Origin of the sequence: Marinomonas gallaica (genome assembly GCF_049821165.1) — a bacterium.
Classification (GTDB): Bacteria; Pseudomonadota; Gammaproteobacteria; order Pseudomonadales; family Marinomonadaceae; genus Marinomonas; species Marinomonas gallaica.
Genome location: NZ_CP187511.1, coordinates 589554 through 605351 on the forward strand (window position 1 = coordinate 589554; position 15798 = coordinate 605351).

14 protein-coding genes are annotated in these 15798 nt (G+C 48.8%); 6 read left to right on the forward strand and 8 right to left on the reverse strand.

Going from position 1 to position 15798, the window contains the following annotated elements; genetic code table 11:
• Positions 1-10: 10 nt before the first annotated feature.
• The gene (locus tag ACPUEK_RS02780; protein WP_425642262.1) at positions 11-226 is read right to left on the reverse strand and encodes a DUF2798 domain-containing protein; all 216 of its coding nucleotides are present in this window, start codon (positions 224-226) and stop codon (positions 11-13) included.
• A gap of 107 nt (positions 227-333) precedes the next feature.
• Between ACPUEK_RS02780 and ACPUEK_RS02785 the strand changes: the two genes are divergently transcribed.
• Positions 334-1221, forward strand: a complete 888-nt coding sequence (locus ACPUEK_RS02785) for a LysR family transcriptional regulator (RefSeq protein WP_067219101.1) — start codon at positions 334-336, stop codon at positions 1219-1221.
• A 35-nt stretch (positions 1222-1256) separates the two neighbouring features.
• A complete protein-coding gene (locus tag ACPUEK_RS02790; protein ID WP_425642263.1) occupies positions 1257-2048 on the forward strand; it encodes a TSUP family transporter in 792 nt (263 codons plus the stop codon).
• A gap of 62 nt (positions 2049-2110) precedes the next feature.
• Here ACPUEK_RS02790 and ACPUEK_RS02795 read toward each other — a convergent pair whose 3' ends face one another.
• The 4 genes from ACPUEK_RS02795 to ACPUEK_RS02810 form a co-directional block, all read right to left on the reverse strand.
• Positions 2111-4918, reverse strand: a complete 2808-nt coding sequence (locus ACPUEK_RS02795; RefSeq protein WP_425642264.1) for an FAD-binding and (Fe-S)-binding domain-containing protein — start codon at positions 4916-4918, stop codon at positions 2111-2113.
• Positions 4919-4939: 21 nt separating this feature from the next.
• Entirely contained in the window at positions 4940-6328 is a 1389-nt protein-coding gene (locus tag ACPUEK_RS02800) for a TRAP transporter large permease (RefSeq protein WP_067035316.1), read from the reverse strand.
• A 4-nt stretch (positions 6329-6332) separates the two neighbouring features.
• A complete protein-coding gene (locus ACPUEK_RS02805) occupies positions 6333-6860 on the reverse strand; it encodes a TRAP transporter small permease subunit (RefSeq protein ID WP_067035319.1) in 528 nt (175 codons plus the stop codon).
• 78 nt (positions 6861-6938) lie between these two features.
• The gene (locus ACPUEK_RS02810) at positions 6939-8009 is read right to left on the reverse strand and encodes a TRAP transporter substrate-binding protein (RefSeq protein WP_425642265.1); all 1071 of its coding nucleotides are present in this window, start codon (positions 8007-8009) and stop codon (positions 6939-6941) included.
• Positions 8010-8348: 339 nt separating this feature from the next.
• Between ACPUEK_RS02810 and ACPUEK_RS02815 the strand changes: the two genes are divergently transcribed.
• Positions 8349-9122 (forward strand): GntR family transcriptional regulator, encoded by a 774-nt coding sequence (locus ACPUEK_RS02815; RefSeq protein WP_067035325.1) that lies wholly within the window; start codon positions 8349-8351, stop codon positions 9120-9122.
• Between the two features lies 1 nt (position 9123).
• Here ACPUEK_RS02815 and ACPUEK_RS02820 read toward each other — a convergent pair whose 3' ends face one another.
• Complete coding sequence (locus ACPUEK_RS02820; protein WP_425643048.1) at positions 9124-10413, reverse strand: MATE family efflux transporter; 1290 nt, start codon at positions 10411-10413, stop codon at positions 9124-9126.
• 403 nt (positions 10414-10816) lie between these two features.
• Here ACPUEK_RS02820 and ACPUEK_RS02825 point away from each other — a divergent pair, with 403 nt between their 5' ends.
• Together ACPUEK_RS02825 and ACPUEK_RS02830 are read left to right on the forward strand one after the other, a co-directional pair.
• Positions 10817-11017, forward strand: a complete 201-nt coding sequence (locus ACPUEK_RS02825) for a hypothetical protein (protein WP_067035328.1) — start codon at positions 10817-10819, stop codon at positions 11015-11017.
• Positions 11010-11447: a group II truncated hemoglobin gene (locus ACPUEK_RS02830; protein ID WP_425642266.1), complete on the forward strand. Its 438-nt coding sequence runs from the start codon at positions 11010-11012 to the stop codon at positions 11445-11447. The genes ACPUEK_RS02825 and ACPUEK_RS02830 overlap by 8 nt, the downstream gene beginning before the upstream one ends.
• A 21-nt stretch (positions 11448-11468) precedes the next feature.
• Here ACPUEK_RS02830 and norR read toward each other — a convergent pair whose 3' ends face one another.
• Complete coding sequence (norR, locus tag ACPUEK_RS02835; RefSeq protein WP_425642267.1) at positions 11469-13040, reverse strand: nitric oxide reductase transcriptional regulator NorR; 1572 nt, start codon at positions 13038-13040, stop codon at positions 11469-11471.
• Between the two features lie 231 nt (positions 13041-13271).
• On the opposite strand from norR, the gene hmpA reads away from it, so the two are divergent.
• Positions 13272-14465, forward strand: coding sequence for an NO-inducible flavohemoprotein (gene hmpA, locus ACPUEK_RS02840; protein ID WP_425642268.1), 1194 nt, complete (start codon positions 13272-13274; stop codon positions 14463-14465).
• A 78-nt stretch (positions 14466-14543) separates the two neighbouring features.
• On the opposite strand, the gene ACPUEK_RS02845 is transcribed toward hmpA, so the two are convergent.
• Positions 14544-15707 (reverse strand): GNAT family N-acetyltransferase, encoded by a 1164-nt coding sequence (locus ACPUEK_RS02845; RefSeq protein WP_425642269.1) that lies wholly within the window; start codon positions 15705-15707, stop codon positions 14544-14546.
• Positions 15708-15798: the final 91 nt, after the last annotated feature.

A 15798-nucleotide genomic window follows, 5' to 3' on the forward strand; every position in this document is an offset into this window, starting at 1 on the left:
TTTTCAGTGCTTACACTTTCTCCGCCAAGCGATGGGCCAGCTGATGCAAGAAGGGCGCGAATAAAAATGAAATCGCACCCGCCGCCGGCCATGCCAATACCCATGCGTGCATCCAGAATGATACAAAGTCAGGGTGCAGGCCAATGTTCAAAAAAGTAATCCAAGCGGACATCAACAACGACAGCACAAAAGACATCATGGTGGCGAAAATAATACGGTGTTTCATAGGAAGCCTCTGCGTTACTGCATAAGTTTAACAATGCATACAGCATAACAAATCGCTATATTGGTAAAAATAGACACTTTTAAGAACCCTTTTTACAAATATGCAAAATGCTAGATGATCTAAAAATCTTTATCACCGCGGCGCAAACCAAAAGCCTGACGGCAACAGCCGAGAAGTTGGGTATGACCATCGCAACGGTGTCACGTCGTATAGCGAATCTTGAAAGCACCCTTGGTTCGGTGTTGCTGCATCGCTCTACCAAAGGCCTGACGCTGACAACGACGGGGGCGTCTTATTATCGTGAGTGCGCGGAATTTATCGAAGCCCTCGACCAACGTATCTCCGATTTGGACCACACGCTAAACAGTTTAGAAGGGGAGGTGAAGATCCTCGCGCCGACGAACCTTGGTGCGGGGCCGTTGGATGAGTTTTGGCCTCTGTTCGCCATCAAGTACCCACAAATTTCACTTCGTATTGAGCTGAGTAATGATTTTCAAAGCTTACAAGATACTCAAGCAGACCTCGCTTTGCGCTCTGGCCAGTCCAGCAATCAATCGTTAATTCAACGTAAGGTGGGTGAAATACAAGGAATATTGGTGGCTTCACCCAGTTTGTCGCCTTTTCCCGAGACGATAGAGCAACTGGAACAAACACAAAGTATTGCAGGGCAGCTGTTTAATGAGTGGCATTTGATTCACGATGCGTCTGGCGCGGAGCAAACCATCGATAAGCCCCATCGCCACACCTGTAACGATATGCGCATCTCAGTCAACCTTGTCAAACATGGGCACGGGGTGACGTTTTTACCCGAAAGTCTTGTGTATGACGAGATTCAAGCAGGGCAGCTCAAGCGTGTTCTACCTGAATGGCGTGGTCGATCGCGCGAAATCTATGTGGTATGGCCGTATCGCCGCAGTTTATCTGTCAGAGCAACACTGGTACGCGATGAGTTGATGGCCTTTCTCCATAGCCAAGCGTGGTTCAAACCCTCATAATTTAGCCACTCAGATTCAAACGAGACCACCTCATCATGGAACATTTAGTTTGGTGGCAGTACGCTGCCATCGCAGGGATTTTTATTTGGAGCGGCTTTGTCCGTACAGGATTAGGCTTTGGCGGTGCCGTCTTAGCATTGCCATTTCTACTGCTCGTCCATAACGACCCACTGGTATTTTTACCCATCATTTCGATTCATTTACTGGTGTTTTCGAGCTGGATCGCCTGGCGAGGCTCGCAAAAAGCCAAACAGGAACACGCCACCACAGAGCACGGCGAAGCTACGGGCAATATCGCATGGGGCTATTTGCGCAAAGCGCTGGGGATTATGATTGTCCCAAAATTGATCGGTGTATTTGGTTTGCTGACCTTGCCCCATGACATTGTGACTGGGGTGATTTTCATCATCGTTGCGGTGTTTGCCGTGTCTTATATTCTGGCTAAACCGTTCTACAGCAACAGCCCTGTTGTCAGCACCGGTCTGCTGATGATGGGTGGTTATGTGAGCGGCACGTCATTAATCGGCGCGCCATTGATTGTTTCAGTGTTTGCCACCAAAGTACCGCGCCATCAGTTACGCGATACCTTGTTTGTGCTGTGGTTCATCTTGGTCTGCATCAAGATGGTCTCGTTCCTGATTGCGGGCGTCGATCTGCAACTGATCCATCAGCTGTGGTTGCTGCCTTGTGCTTTCATTGGGCACCTGATCGGCCAGCATTTTTACGACAAAATTCAAAAGGCCGAAACGCCTGTGTTCTTCAAATTCATCGGCTGGGCGCTGTTACTCGTCTGTGTGTTTGGGTTATACACCACGTTTTGGTTGTAACCCTCCCCTTAAAAAAACAAGGGGAGGGAACCCGAAACGCGACAGTGCCGGAAGGGGTGAGCTCAATGTGTCAGTTGATCTACTAGATACACGATCGACTGGTACTCTATCCCCGAATGCTCGGTTAAACCTATCTCGCAGGTGCGGGAGTTGGAATAGCCGACATCACAGTCTTGTACAGCGCTTTTCAGAGTTTTGAGTGCGCTTTGGTTCAGCTCAGGTGTGGAGAATCCTTTGTCTCCGGCAAAGCCACAGCAGGTAATATCAGGCGGTATCACAACATCGTCTGCCAACTGTCTCGCCAAGTCGATAAACGTTTGACCCAAGCCCATACGGGTGGTGCTGCAGGTGATGTGCAGGGCCATTTTTGGGATTTTGCGTTCAATAGTAAGCTTCGGCAGCGCTTGCTCTGCAAGGAACTGTACTTGCTCGTACAGTTTCAAGGATGGATCCAGCGTGTCTTTCATGGTGAGTAAGCATGGGCTGGTGTCACACACGATCGGTAATGCGCCTTTTTGACTGGCGTCCATTAGTAACGTGTTGATATCCTTTGCTTTTTTCGCTGCTGCGTTAAATTGGCCTTTAGATTGAAACGCCATGCCACAGCATTGGTTTTCGACGTCTTTAGGTACAATCACGTTATAACCCGCTTTTTCGAGTACAGACAACATGACTTCCATCACAGGACGTTTGTCAGAAGCATCTGGGCCTGCGCCCATAACACGGGTGGCACAACTGGGCATGTAGACGACGCTGGGGCGTTCGTCATTGACCATAGGAATACGTTTTGGCATAGACGCGGCTGTGGGCATTTGCGGATGCCAGTTAGGCACCATGCCGCCACTGACTTTATGGGCCACGCCCGTCACCGCTTTCATAGCGCCGTTACCCAAGGCACCTCGCATCGTGCCCGCGACAGCAAGCCCCGTGCGTGCGGTTTTGGTGACGCCGGCAAAATGATCGGCGATCCAATAGCCAACTTTGGTGTCCTGATAACGCTCATGTCGCAGCTCGCGAGTCAGGTCGCCCGTATTAATGCCGACAGGACATTGCATTGAACATAAGCCACACGCGGCGCAGGTATCGACGCCTTGGTAACTGTATTCTTCTCGCAACTCAGCAAGACGCTGGGGCGATTCACCAGAGCGCTCTAAACGCTGTATTTCACGCCACAGTACGATGCGCTGGCGTGGTGTTAAGGTCAGATCGCGGGAAGGGCAAGCGTGCTCACAGAAGCCACACTCGATGCAGGTATCTACCTTGTCGTTGGCTTGCGGTAAGGGCTTTAGATTTTGCACATGGATATTAGCGTTATGACTGAGTATCACATCGGGATTCAGTAAGCCTTTAGGATCAAAGGCTTTTTTCAACTGCCACATGATGTCGTAAGCTTGTTGCCCCCATTCCAGCAGCACATACGGTGCCATGTTGCGGCCCGTGCCGTGCTCTGCTTTTAGCGAGCCGTTGTATTTCACCGCCACCAATTGCGCCACTTCATCCATCAACGCTTCGTAACGTGTTACTTCCGCCGGATCATCAAAGCCTTGGGTAAAGACAAAATGCAAGTTGCCTTCTAGCGCGTGGCCAAACAGGATAGCTTCGCGGTAACCGTACTTTTGAAAGACGCCCTGCAGTTCCGCGACGCCTTCCGCTAATTGTTCCACGGGAAACGCGACATCTTCAATGATGACGGTGGTGCCAACTTTCCGGACGGCGCCCACCGCGGGAAACATGCCTTTGCGGATTTTCCAGTAGGTATCGTAGAGTGCTTTTTCTTGGGTAAATTCAATCTCATACAGCGCGTTCATACCCTGCAATGATTGTGTTACCTGTTGTACTTTTTGATCGAGTTCATCGGCTGTACTGCCACGAACGTCGATCAGCAGGCCAGCGACGTCATCGCCTAAGTCCGCCAAAATAGCTGGCATGCCCGGTTTGCCGGCGACAGTACGAAGACCAGCACGGTCAATCAGTTCAACCGCGGAGACAGGCGTGCTTTTTAGAACCGTCACCGCACGACAGGTCGCTTCCATATCAGGGAAATAAATCAGTGCCGCGGCTTTGATCGGATGATCTTCAACCGTTTCATAGGTCACCTCACTGATAAATCCCAGTGTGCCTTCTGAGCCGATCATTAAGTGGGTCAGAATGTCGAACGCATCCTCAAAATCGACCAAACTGTTCAGACTGTACCCTGTGGTATTTTTTAGCCTGTATTTGTGCCTGATTTTATTGGCTAAATCGCTGTTATTTTTCACGCTGTCCGCAAGTGTTTCCAATTCAGACAGCAAATCTGCGTGGCTTTCGCGAAACGCTGTACGACTGTGCTCATCGGACGTATCAAGCAAGGTGCCATCTTCCATGATCACGCGCATGCTTTTCACGGTGTGGTAGCTGTTTTGTGCGGTACCACAACACATGCCACTGGCGTTATTGGCGGCAATGCCGCCAATCATACAGGCATTGATCGAGGCTGGATCCGGGCCGATCTTGCGTTGATAAGGCGCCAATAGCTGGTTGGCTCGGGCACCAATGATACCGGGCTGCAACGACACCGAATGGCCGTGATCGTGAATGCGATAGCCTTTCCATTGATCCGACAGTTGAATCAGTACCGATTCTGTCACGGCTTGCCCTGATAGACTGGTCCCGGCGGCACGAAACGTCACCGGAATATCAAGCGCACGGGTCTGTTGCAGCACGAACCGCACTTCGTCTTCGTCATGCACACGTACCACAAGCTGCGGCACAAGGCGGTAAAAGCTCGCATCTGTGCCGTAAGCGAGGGTGCGCAACGGGTCATGAATTAAACGCTCGCGATCGATGCGTTGCGCTAAGGTGTCGTATAACGCTTGATATTGCGGTTTCATATCGCTCTTCTATCCTTTTCTCTAACTGCCGTAAGCCATTGCAGGTAACCATAGTACCAGCTGCGGCCACGCGACAATGATTGCCAGTGCCATTAACTGCAGGATAATAAACGGCACTACCCCTTTGTAGATGTCTGACAGTTTCACATCTGGCGGGCACACACCTTTCAAATAAAACAATGAGAAGCCCATCGGCGGTGTCAGGAAGGAGGTCTGCAGTGCCATCGCGACCAACATCACGAACCATACCAGCTCTGGATTATCGATTACGCCATAGCCGTTGATGTTTAGATCCAGCGCAGAAATGACCGGTGCCAGTAATGGCAATACGATCAAGGTGATCTCGATCCAGTCTAAGAAGAAGCCCAGCAGAAAGATAATCAACAGCACACAGACGATAATACCGTAGTCACCGAATGGCAGAGCATGCAGCCAAGATTCGATCAGCTCATCACCCCCTAATTCACGCAAAACGAGGGCAAAACACGTTGCGCCTAGGAAGACCGCAAAAATGTAAGCGGTTGTATTGTAAGAGCCTTTCAACACGTCCTTGAAAACGCTGAAGTTGAGTTTCTTATTCCACCATGCCAATACCGTTGCGCCAAACGCACCGACACCGGAAGCTTCCGTTGCTGTTGCAATACCCGCGAAGATCGACCCCAGTACGGCGAAGATCAATGCCACTGGCGGCAAAATACTTTTAAATACGTTCCAAATAATCGGCCAATCGACTTTTTTCACGTCCTCAGGCAAAGGGAACATGCTCGGGCGAATAATGCCCACCGCGAGAATAAAAAAGATGTACATCGCACCTAGCAAAAAGCCTGGAGCCACCGCGCCCATAAATAAGTCACCCACGGACAGAGCTAATTGATCCGCCATGATCACCAACATGATCGACGGTGGAATCAAAATCCCCAGTGTACCGGCGCTGGCAATGGTGCCCAGTGCTAAGGGTTTGTTGTAATTTTGCGCACGCATTGCAGGGAGCGACATCAATCCCAATAACACCACCGACGCGCCAACAATCCCCGTCGAGGCCGCCAAGATAATACCGATCAACGTCACCGTAATGGCTAAACCACCGCGCACTCGACCAAACAGCTGTTGAATCGATTGCATCAATCGCTCGGCGACACCGGAGCGGTCCAGCATGATGCCCATGAAGATAAACATGGGTAACGCCACCATGACCCAGTTATCCATGACTTTATAAATACGGTTGACCACCAAACTTAAGGTTAAATAATCTAACCCCGTGAACGTGTCTAAGTAGATGTCAGATAGATAGCCAATGAAGGCAAACGCTACCCCCACACCGCCTAAAACGAAGGCAACAGGGAAGCCCGTGAACAGCAACGCGATGAAGGTAATAAACATCGCGATGACTAAAATTTCATTCATTTCCATAGTGTTAACCTCGGCGCAGTGCTGCAATGGTACGGATTAGACGCGCCAAACTTGATAAGAACAGCAATGCAAAGCTCAATGGGATGACCGACTTGATCAGCCAACGATAAGACAGGCCTGTCGGAGAAGCGGAGGTTTCATTGATGCGCCAAGAGTCGTAGACAAACGGCAAGCTCGTGTCAAAGACCACATAGATAAACGGGAACAATAGAAACACAATGCCAAAGACTTCCCACAAATGACGAGCACGAGCAGACAAGGTGTTATGCAGCAAATCCACGCGAATATGGCTATTCGTCACTTGCGCATAGGACACACCAAACATGACGCCAATGGCGTACAGATGCCATTGCAGTTCTTCCAGTAGCACCATGCCATGGTTAAAGCCATAGCGCAGCACGACTTGCAGCAGTATGACGGCAATCAAGGCGACGTAAGACCAAGCAAATAGACGCCCACTGCCTAATACAATTTTCTCTAGAAAGGTTGCAAAGGGCACAGTTGGCAAAGCGTCGGAATCAGAATGAGACACGCTACTCTCCTGTAAAATCAGTCAGAAAAGCCAGCAAACTCAAAAGCTTGCTGGCATTTGGCAATCACTCAGATAGCGTTATCGAGGTAGAAAAGCGTTTTCGCCCCATACTTTATAACCGTCGCGGAACTCAGATAGGTCTTGCCACACTTTGGCAAAGAATGGGTCTTTCGATGTTTCTTCTAGCACCACTTCGTCCCAAGCCGACTTGAACGTACTCAGCATTTCAGGGCTCCACTGCTTGATCACCACACCACGTTTTTCAACGTTTTCTTTCATCACGGCAAACTGCTCAGCTTCACCTTGTGCTAAGGAGTCTGCAACAGAGGCTTTACATACTTGGTTAATTTGCGCTTGATGACTTTCTGACATGTCATTCCATGTGTCTTTATGGATCAACAGCTCTGCCAATGTGGCTTGCTGATGCCAACCAGGGAAGTAGTTGTACTTGACGATTTTATGGAAACCGATGTTTTTATCGACTGAAGGAATCGAGAATTCCGTCGCATCAATGGCGCCTTTTTCAAGGGCGGGGAAGATTTCAGAGCCTGGCAGTAGCGACGTCGATACGCCCAGCTTCTCCATCACTTTGCCACCCAAGCCAAAGAAGCGCATGCGCAAGCCATCTAAGTCTTCCGGCTTCTCAATAGGTTTTGAAAACCAACCAGAGGTTTCTGGCGGTGTAATACCACATGGCACCACGTGAACGTTGTAACCCGCTTGATCGTACATCTCTTGATACAGTTTCAGACCATTACCGTAGTATATCCACGCCAGATACTCAGACGCTTCAGGACCAAATGGAACAGAAGAGAAAATTGGTGAGGCAGGAATCTTACCGGCCCAGTAACCCGCTAGGGTAAAACCAGCGTTTACTTTGCCACGAGAAACCGAATCAAGAATTTCAAATGGCGCAACCAATTTCCCAGGCTCGTATACTTTCATACGCAGGGTATTGTTGGACACCAGTTTTAACTGATCAGCCACTTTAAGAATTGGAGAGCCTAGGCTTGGCAAGTTTGTCGAGAAAGCCACTGGGACTTTCAGCAACACTTTACTGTCTGCCGCCAGCGCTACTTGTGGCGCGAGTGAAGCAAGAGAAACAGCCAAGGCTGTGCCGGTAAGCAACGTTTTAACCGTAGTGTTCATATGTCAGACCTTTATTTGGATATGGTTATTTTTATCGTTCCCCTTCAAATACTCCCAGTCATTTGAAGAGTTTATCCAAGATCAAATAAATTGGTCATACCAATTTACCTAATCACAGTATGGCAAAGATAAGAACATGTCATAATTTTGTCAACCGGTTATATTTAAGACTTTTGTCGACATTTTCGCGAAAATTAGCATTGGTTTTACCACTTTTAAACTTATCCACATGATTTGAAAGACCCCCATTATTATGTTAAAAACTCCAATATTGGTAATACCAAATATATAAAGTTCATTCAAACCAATGGCGTAGAGCCGCAGAAAAGGCAGCTATCAATGGAAAAGCGTAACTTTGGGCGAGTAAAGCAACCAAAAATCTCAGACATCATCATGCAAGAGCTGGAAACCATGATTTTAGAAGGGACGTTTAAGCCGGGGCAAAAATTACCGCCAGAGCGAGAATTAGCCGAACGATTTGAAGTCTCGCGTCCGTCGTTACGCGAAGCCATCCAGAAATTAGCCGCCCGAGGTGTGCTTAATTCCAAACATGGCGGTGGCACGTACGTGTCAGAACAACTCGGGTCTTCGTTTACTGACCCATTACAGGCGCTGCTCAGTTCACACGATGAGTTTCTCTACGATCAACTCGAATTTCGAGACGCATTAGAAGGACTATCGGCTTATTACGCCGCTTTGCGCGCTACCGATGCAGACAAAGTCATGCTCACCAAACGCTATGACGCCCTCGTGGAAGCAAACCTTAGAGAAGATGCCAGCCAAGAATCCAAACTCGATGCAGAATTTCACATGGCCATTGCGGAATGTGCTCACAATGTTGTCCTGCTGCATACTTTACGCAGCCTGTTCTCCACATTGGAAAAAAGTATTTCGGCGAACTTAACCAACTTATTTGAAAAAAAAGCCGCACGCGGTCACGTTATGGCACAGCATAAAGCGTTGTACGATGCGATCATGGCAGGCCAACCAGAGGAAGCCCGCGCCGCAGTTCACTCCCATCTGATATTTGTTGAAGATAACTTATTGGAAATGCGCCGCGAGGCATCACGTATTCAACGCTCCTTACGACGCACAGAAAACGGCGATTGGTAAGTTATGATGCATCAAACCAAACGCCGGCTTTCATATTGCGGCGGTAACACCACCAAAGGGTGATTGCGCGGGCGACAAAGAACACCGCCATACTGAACCATAAGCCATGGTTGCCGAACCCTTGGGTGACAAACCACAATGGAAAGAAGATGCCTAGAACACTGGCGATCATGGTGTTTTGCATCTGTTTCACACTGGTCGTGCCGATGAAAATACCATCGAGCATATACGACCAAATACCCAACAGTGGGAAAGCGATTAACCAAGGCAGGTACAGTTTGGCGTCAGCGCGAACCGATTCAACATTGGTCAGTAAATCAATGATCATGCCGCCAAAAGCGCTAAAAATCAGCATCAAGAGTACAGCAGCGAGCAGTGCCCAATAGGTTGATAGCCGTATCACCTTTTGAAACAGCGCTTTTTGCTTACGGCCGAGAGACTCGCCACACAGCGCTTCCACGGAAAAAGCAAAGCCATCCAAAGCATTGGAGATAATCATTAGAAAGGTCAGCAACACCGCGTTGGCCGCTAGGACCGAGTCCCCTAGGCGAGCCCCTTGCGCGGTAAAGAAGCTCATCACGGTAAGCAGTAAAATCGTGCGCACAAACAAATAACGATTCACTTGTATCAATTCGATATAAGTACGCCATTTCGATAAGTCGATTAACGGCACATGGCCGTCAAAACGTCGTAATTGTTTCGCCGCGAAGAATAACGCCACCATAACACCCAAGTAATGAGACGCTACGGTCGCCCAAGCGACGCCAACACTGGCCATGTCCCACTGATACACCGCCACGTAATCCAATACCATATTGGCAATGTTGATCACCAACAGCATCCAAAGCGGGCCTTTAGAATACTGTACACCGAAAAACCATCCCATGAGCGCATAACCCGCCAACACGGCAGGCGCACTGTAAATACGCGCTTCACAATAGGCTCTCGCCCAAGGCTCTAATTCAGCACTGGGTGCCATAAAGTAGAGGGCAAGCTCAATGATTGGGGTTTGCAACAGAATCAGCAGCAAGCCGAGTCCCACGCCCATAGTAATGGACTGCAATAACAATGCTCGAACTTGGCGGCCATCCTCTCGGCCGAGCGCTTGCGCGGTCAATCCGGTGGAGCCCATACGCAAAAAGCCAAACGCCCAGAATAGAAAACTAAAAATGCTCGCGCCAATGGCAACAGCGCCAAGATGTACGGCTGTCCCTAGATGACCCACGACCGCCGTATCCACCAATCCCAATAGAGGCGTGGTGATATTGGCAACCATCGGCGGCCAAGCCATGCGCCAAATTTTTAGGTTCAATTCACCGTCTTTTTGAAAGCGCTTTATAAGATGTTGATAAAACAATACAAGCCTCAACAATAGGTCGTCTGTGGATATCCACTTATTGTGGATAAGTGGTTGTTTTATGCACTGCCAAAGAAAAATATTCACTTGTGGACATAACAGCACTTTATACACAAAACAGGGAATACTAGAAAGTTTTCAACTGCAAGCCAGGGAAATAAACACCATTTATACCCACAATCCACTCTTTGAATTTGTTTATCCACAAAACAAACCGCTCATCTTGTATCCCAAGGCAAACATATTGACTTCTGGATAAGTGGGTGTTTTTTCCACAATTTGCTTTAAAATAGTCGGTATTTTGCTAAACTCAGCGTCGAAAATTTTGGGGAATTTTATGAAAAAAGCACTAAAACCTGTTCTTGAGGGCCTCGCCGTTGGCTGTGTCTTTGTCAGCATTACCATGTTGTTTGATATTCCAATGTACATGAGTTTAGTCATTGGCGCTTTAGCGGCGTTAGGCGGTTACCGCAACTCCATCAAAATGGACAAAGCGAAAGCGGATAAAGCAGCCGCTGCGGAACAAAAAAATGACTGAAGCGACTACAACAAGCGTATACGGTGAAGGCGATGCTACCTTACAAGCCGTGGGTGGCTTAGAAGGGTTGACCAAACTGGTGCATAACTTTTACCGCATTATGGCTGAAGTACCAACTTACCGTCCGCTGTACGACATGCATCCGCAACCCATTGAGACTTCGATTAATAAGCTCATCTTGTTTTTGCATGGTTGGTTGGGTGGTGAACGTCTGTATGCAAAGAAATACGGTCAAATCGCACTGCCTCGTGCCCATGCGCACCTGAAGATCAACGATCACGAACGCTTAGTTTGGCTAAACTGCATGTCGGATGCGATCAGTGATTTAGGCTACCCTGAAGACCTACGTGAATACTTAGTATCCGCATTTAGCGTGCCAGCTGGGCGTATTCAACAAGTCAGCCAAGCACAACACGCCGCACAATCTTAATCCCCTCTAATGAGCAGCGTATCAACTGCGCTGCTTAGTGACTTCGATACCCAAGCGCTTCGCTAAACGCACTAAGTTTGCTCTATCCATGGACAACAAGCGTGCGGCTTGCGACCAGTTTAACTGTGATTGATCAAGTGCCCGTTGAATCAAACGACGTTGATAAGCTTCTGTGGCCTGTTTCAAATCGAGTGTTTCAACTGCATCCTTTTCATCCTCGCTTATCGCGAGTGTATCCCAAGGTTCAGGCTCCGCTATAAACGCATCCAGGTCACTCAAATGCGTCACGTCAATGCAGGTAATCCCTTGATTTGTATGTTGTTTGGCTAACAACGCCGCACGCGAGAGTACGTGTTCTAGCTCCCTGACATTGCCTGGCCATGGATACTGCTGCAATTGCTGACGTGCTGATGCACTGAGGGTAATTTGCTGTAAGCCAAACTTGCGACGCAGTTGTTCGGCAAAAAACCCTGCCAACAAGAGTACATCGCCCTGACGCTCTCGCAATGGCGGCACAGTAATCGGAAACACACTCAAACGGTGGTACAAATCGGCTCGAAAACGCTTTTCGGCGACTTCTTGTTTTAAGTTACGATTGGTCGCCGCAACTATGCGGACATCGACGTACTCGACAGTATCTTTCCCCACGGCTTGAATTTCTTGGTTTTGGATGGCTCTCAGCAAGCTCCCCTGTGCTTCGAGTGGCAGCTCACCAATTTCATCCAAAAATAGGGTGCCGCCATTGGCCAACGTAAACTTGCCCGTTCGATCCCGATCCGCACCAGTAAACGCCCCCTTCACATGACCAAACAGCTCACTTTCAATCAAGCTTTCCGGAATGGCCGCACAATTGACGTACACCATCGGCGCTTGGGCACGTTTCGAGAGTCGATGCAGCGTTCGCGCCGCCAGTTCCTTGCCGACACCGGTTTCACCTTCAATCAATACCGCAAGATCGGCGGGCGCGACCAGTTCAAGATTTTGTCGAAGGGTTTGCATACTCTGACTGTTGCCAACCATATCACTGCCTTCTTTGAGCAGCGCTTCTTCGTTTAATTCGACAAGTAGGTTTTGCGCATGCTTCGATTTCTGCTCAAGGCGATCCAACAACATGGCCGTGTTAAGACTCATCGCCGCCATCGTCGCGACAATGTCCAGTGCCCGTGAATCAATGTCATCAAAGACTCCCGGGGACATGCTGTCGAGCGTCACAACACCCAGTAGCTTCCCTTGAACATACAGAGGAATCCCCATACAAGCATGCACAGGCAGACCGTCATCGTGTCCGGCGACCATGCCATCATAAGGGTCAGGCAGTGTACTGCCGGTCGGAAAGCGTACTGGCTGATACGAGTCACAGATGGCCGCGAAGCGTGGGTGCTCAGCAATCACAAAACGACGACCCATCACATCATCCACTAAGCCTTGTTGCGCCAGCGGCTGAAGATGCTCACCTTGATGCACAAGCAACACCACGGCATCGCTTTCAATGGTGGCACGCACCGCACGAATTAGCCGCTCAAAGCGATCTTCAAGCGTGACAGAGCTGGCAAGATCTAAGGCAAAACGGAGCAGATTATCGCTGGCAATCATAGAGTTCTCACTGATTCGTTCTTGTATATGTCATATTGACCTATTTAAAGCATAATGACATATCTTAAAAAGAGTCAAATTGACATAAATCAGATTTATTGAATTTATTAACCTTATGATTTTTAAGGAAAATTAAAACTGGCACTGTTTTCGCTATAGATCTAGGTAATTGTTATGAAAATTGCTCAGTCAATCGAGCTTATTACCTTGAGCGTTCTTAGGAGCCTATTTATGTTATCGCAAACTCATATCGACACCGTCAAAGCCACTATCCCAGTCTTAGCGTCTGCTGGTACGGCTATCATCGAACATTTTTACAAGCGTATGTTCGCACACAACCCTGAGCTTAAAGACGTGTTCAATATGTCGCATCAAGCCACTGGCCGCCAACCAGCAGCTTTGTTTAATGCCATTGCCGCGTACGCGACACACATCGATAACTTAGAAGTATTGACGGGCGCCGTGATGCGAATTGCTCACAAGCACACCAGTTTTAACATTCAGCCTAATCAATACCCAATCGTCGGCCATCACTTAATCGAAACACTACGTGAATTACTGGGCGATGCGTTCACACCAGACATCGAAGAAGCATGGGGGGCAGCGTACCAACAACTGGCGGATCTGTTTATTCAGATTGAAGGTGATTTATACAAAGCCAATGCGGCGAAGCAGGGTGGTTGGGATGACTTCCGTACTTTCCGCGTTGCCAAAAAACACCCTGAATCTGAGTTGGTAACAAGTTTTGTGCTCGAGCCTACGGATGGCGCTGCGGTGGTCGATTACGTACCTGGCCAATACTTGGGCATTAAGTTACATCCAAGCAATCACGAATTCGATGAAATTCGTCAATACAGCCTTTCTACGGCCCCGAATGGCAAAAGCTACCGTATTAGCGTGAAACGCGAGCTGAGCGATGTGAAAAATGGTGTGGTATCAAACTATCTACACGAAAGTGTTCAAGAAGGCGATGAAGTTGCATTAATGCCACCAGCCGGTGACTTCCATTACCAAGAGCGCGAACGTCCAGTCGTTCTGATCTCAGCAGGGGTGGGTTTAACCCCAATGAACGCAATGCTGGATACGCTGGCGGCACAAGGCAGTAAAAACCCTGTTTTCTACCTACACGCATGCCGTAACCCTCAACAACACTCATTCGCCGAGCATGTTGCCAGCTTAGCGGATACGTTAGCACTGACTTACTACACTTGGTATGAAACCGATGCGCCTGAGAACACTGATCATGTGTTAGCCGGCCAAATGCAACTGGCACAAGTGGCTGAAGTACTGCCGCTATCAGAGGGTGACTTCTACTTATGTGGTCCTGTAGGTTTTATGATGTTCGTCAAAGAACAGCTGCTAAGCCTTGGCGTGAGCGAAGATCGCATTCATTACGAAGTGTTTGGTCCGCATCAAAGCTTTTAAGAAAAAGCCAATGTAGGACCGCGGCTACCGCGGGAATGGCTTCGATTCAGAAGCTTAATCCCTTGCGCAGCGAGGTTTCTACTGGTTAGGGGATTTAAACGGCAGTAACGCGTGGGTATCTTGATGGTAGCCACGCACGGCTTCGGCTTCTTCTTTGCAGAAGTGGCCGATCGCATCACGAAAGCCTGGGTTGTCGATGTAGTGAATGCTGTGGCTAAAGACCGGTTCAAAGCCACGGGCGATTTTGTGTTCCCCTTGAGTGCCTGGATCAAAATGCTGTAACCCTTTATCGATGCAGAACTCGATGCCTTGGTAGTAACAGGCTTCGAAGTGCAAGCAATCAAATTCCTCGATACAGCCCCAATAACGGCCATAAAGTGAGTAATCGTCGAAGAAACACCATGATGCGCCTACTGGCTGATCGCCTTTATACGCCAATACCAATAAAATTTGATCTGCCATGGTATCGACCAATTGCTGGAAGAAGGCTTCGGTTAAATAACCTGTCTGACCGCGTTTAGCGTAGGTACTCTGATAGCAAGTATAAAAGAACTGTATCTCTTCTGAGGTTAACTCCGAACCCAGTTTACGGGTTAAATGCAGCCCTTGTTGAGCAATCTTATCGCGCTCTTTTCGGGCGCTTTTACGTTTGCGGCTGGAGAAATGGCTAAAGTAGTCCTCCATGGACTGGTAGCCCTTGTTAAACCAATGGAACTGACAGGAGACACGATGTAAGTATTCATCAGATTGCCCTAAGTGTTTGGCAAGATGCTCGCGACAAAACAGTAAGTGCCAGCTGGAGAACTGACGATCTTGGTTGGCTTGCGTCAGTAGCGGCGCCAGCGCTGCATACATAGACACGTATTCTTCAGAGCGGCCACTTGGATCTAGATGCGTAAACAGACGCGGGCCAGTCACAGGCGAATAGGGAACCGCCCAAATGCGCTTGGGATAATAGGGGTAGCCATAGCGCTCATAGGCTTCGGCCCATGACCAATCAAACACAAACTCGCCTTGCGAATGCGTTTTCAAAAACGTCGGTGCGATCGCAACCGGGCTTTCATCGTCTTCCATCACCAGCAGGTATTCTGGATACCAACCTGTTCCATCACCCAGGCAGTTGTGCGCTTCTAATGCTTGATAAAAGGCGTATTGGGCAAATGGATAAGAAGTCTCACCAATGGCTTCTTGCCACCGGTGGTAGCCTATGTCCGCTACCGACGCAAACCATTGTGCTTTCATGACACCTCCGAAATGAAGTTATTTATTGTGACTTAGCCATCATCTCCGAGTCGACTAAACAGCACATCCCTGTGCCGTTTAGTCAGTGCGA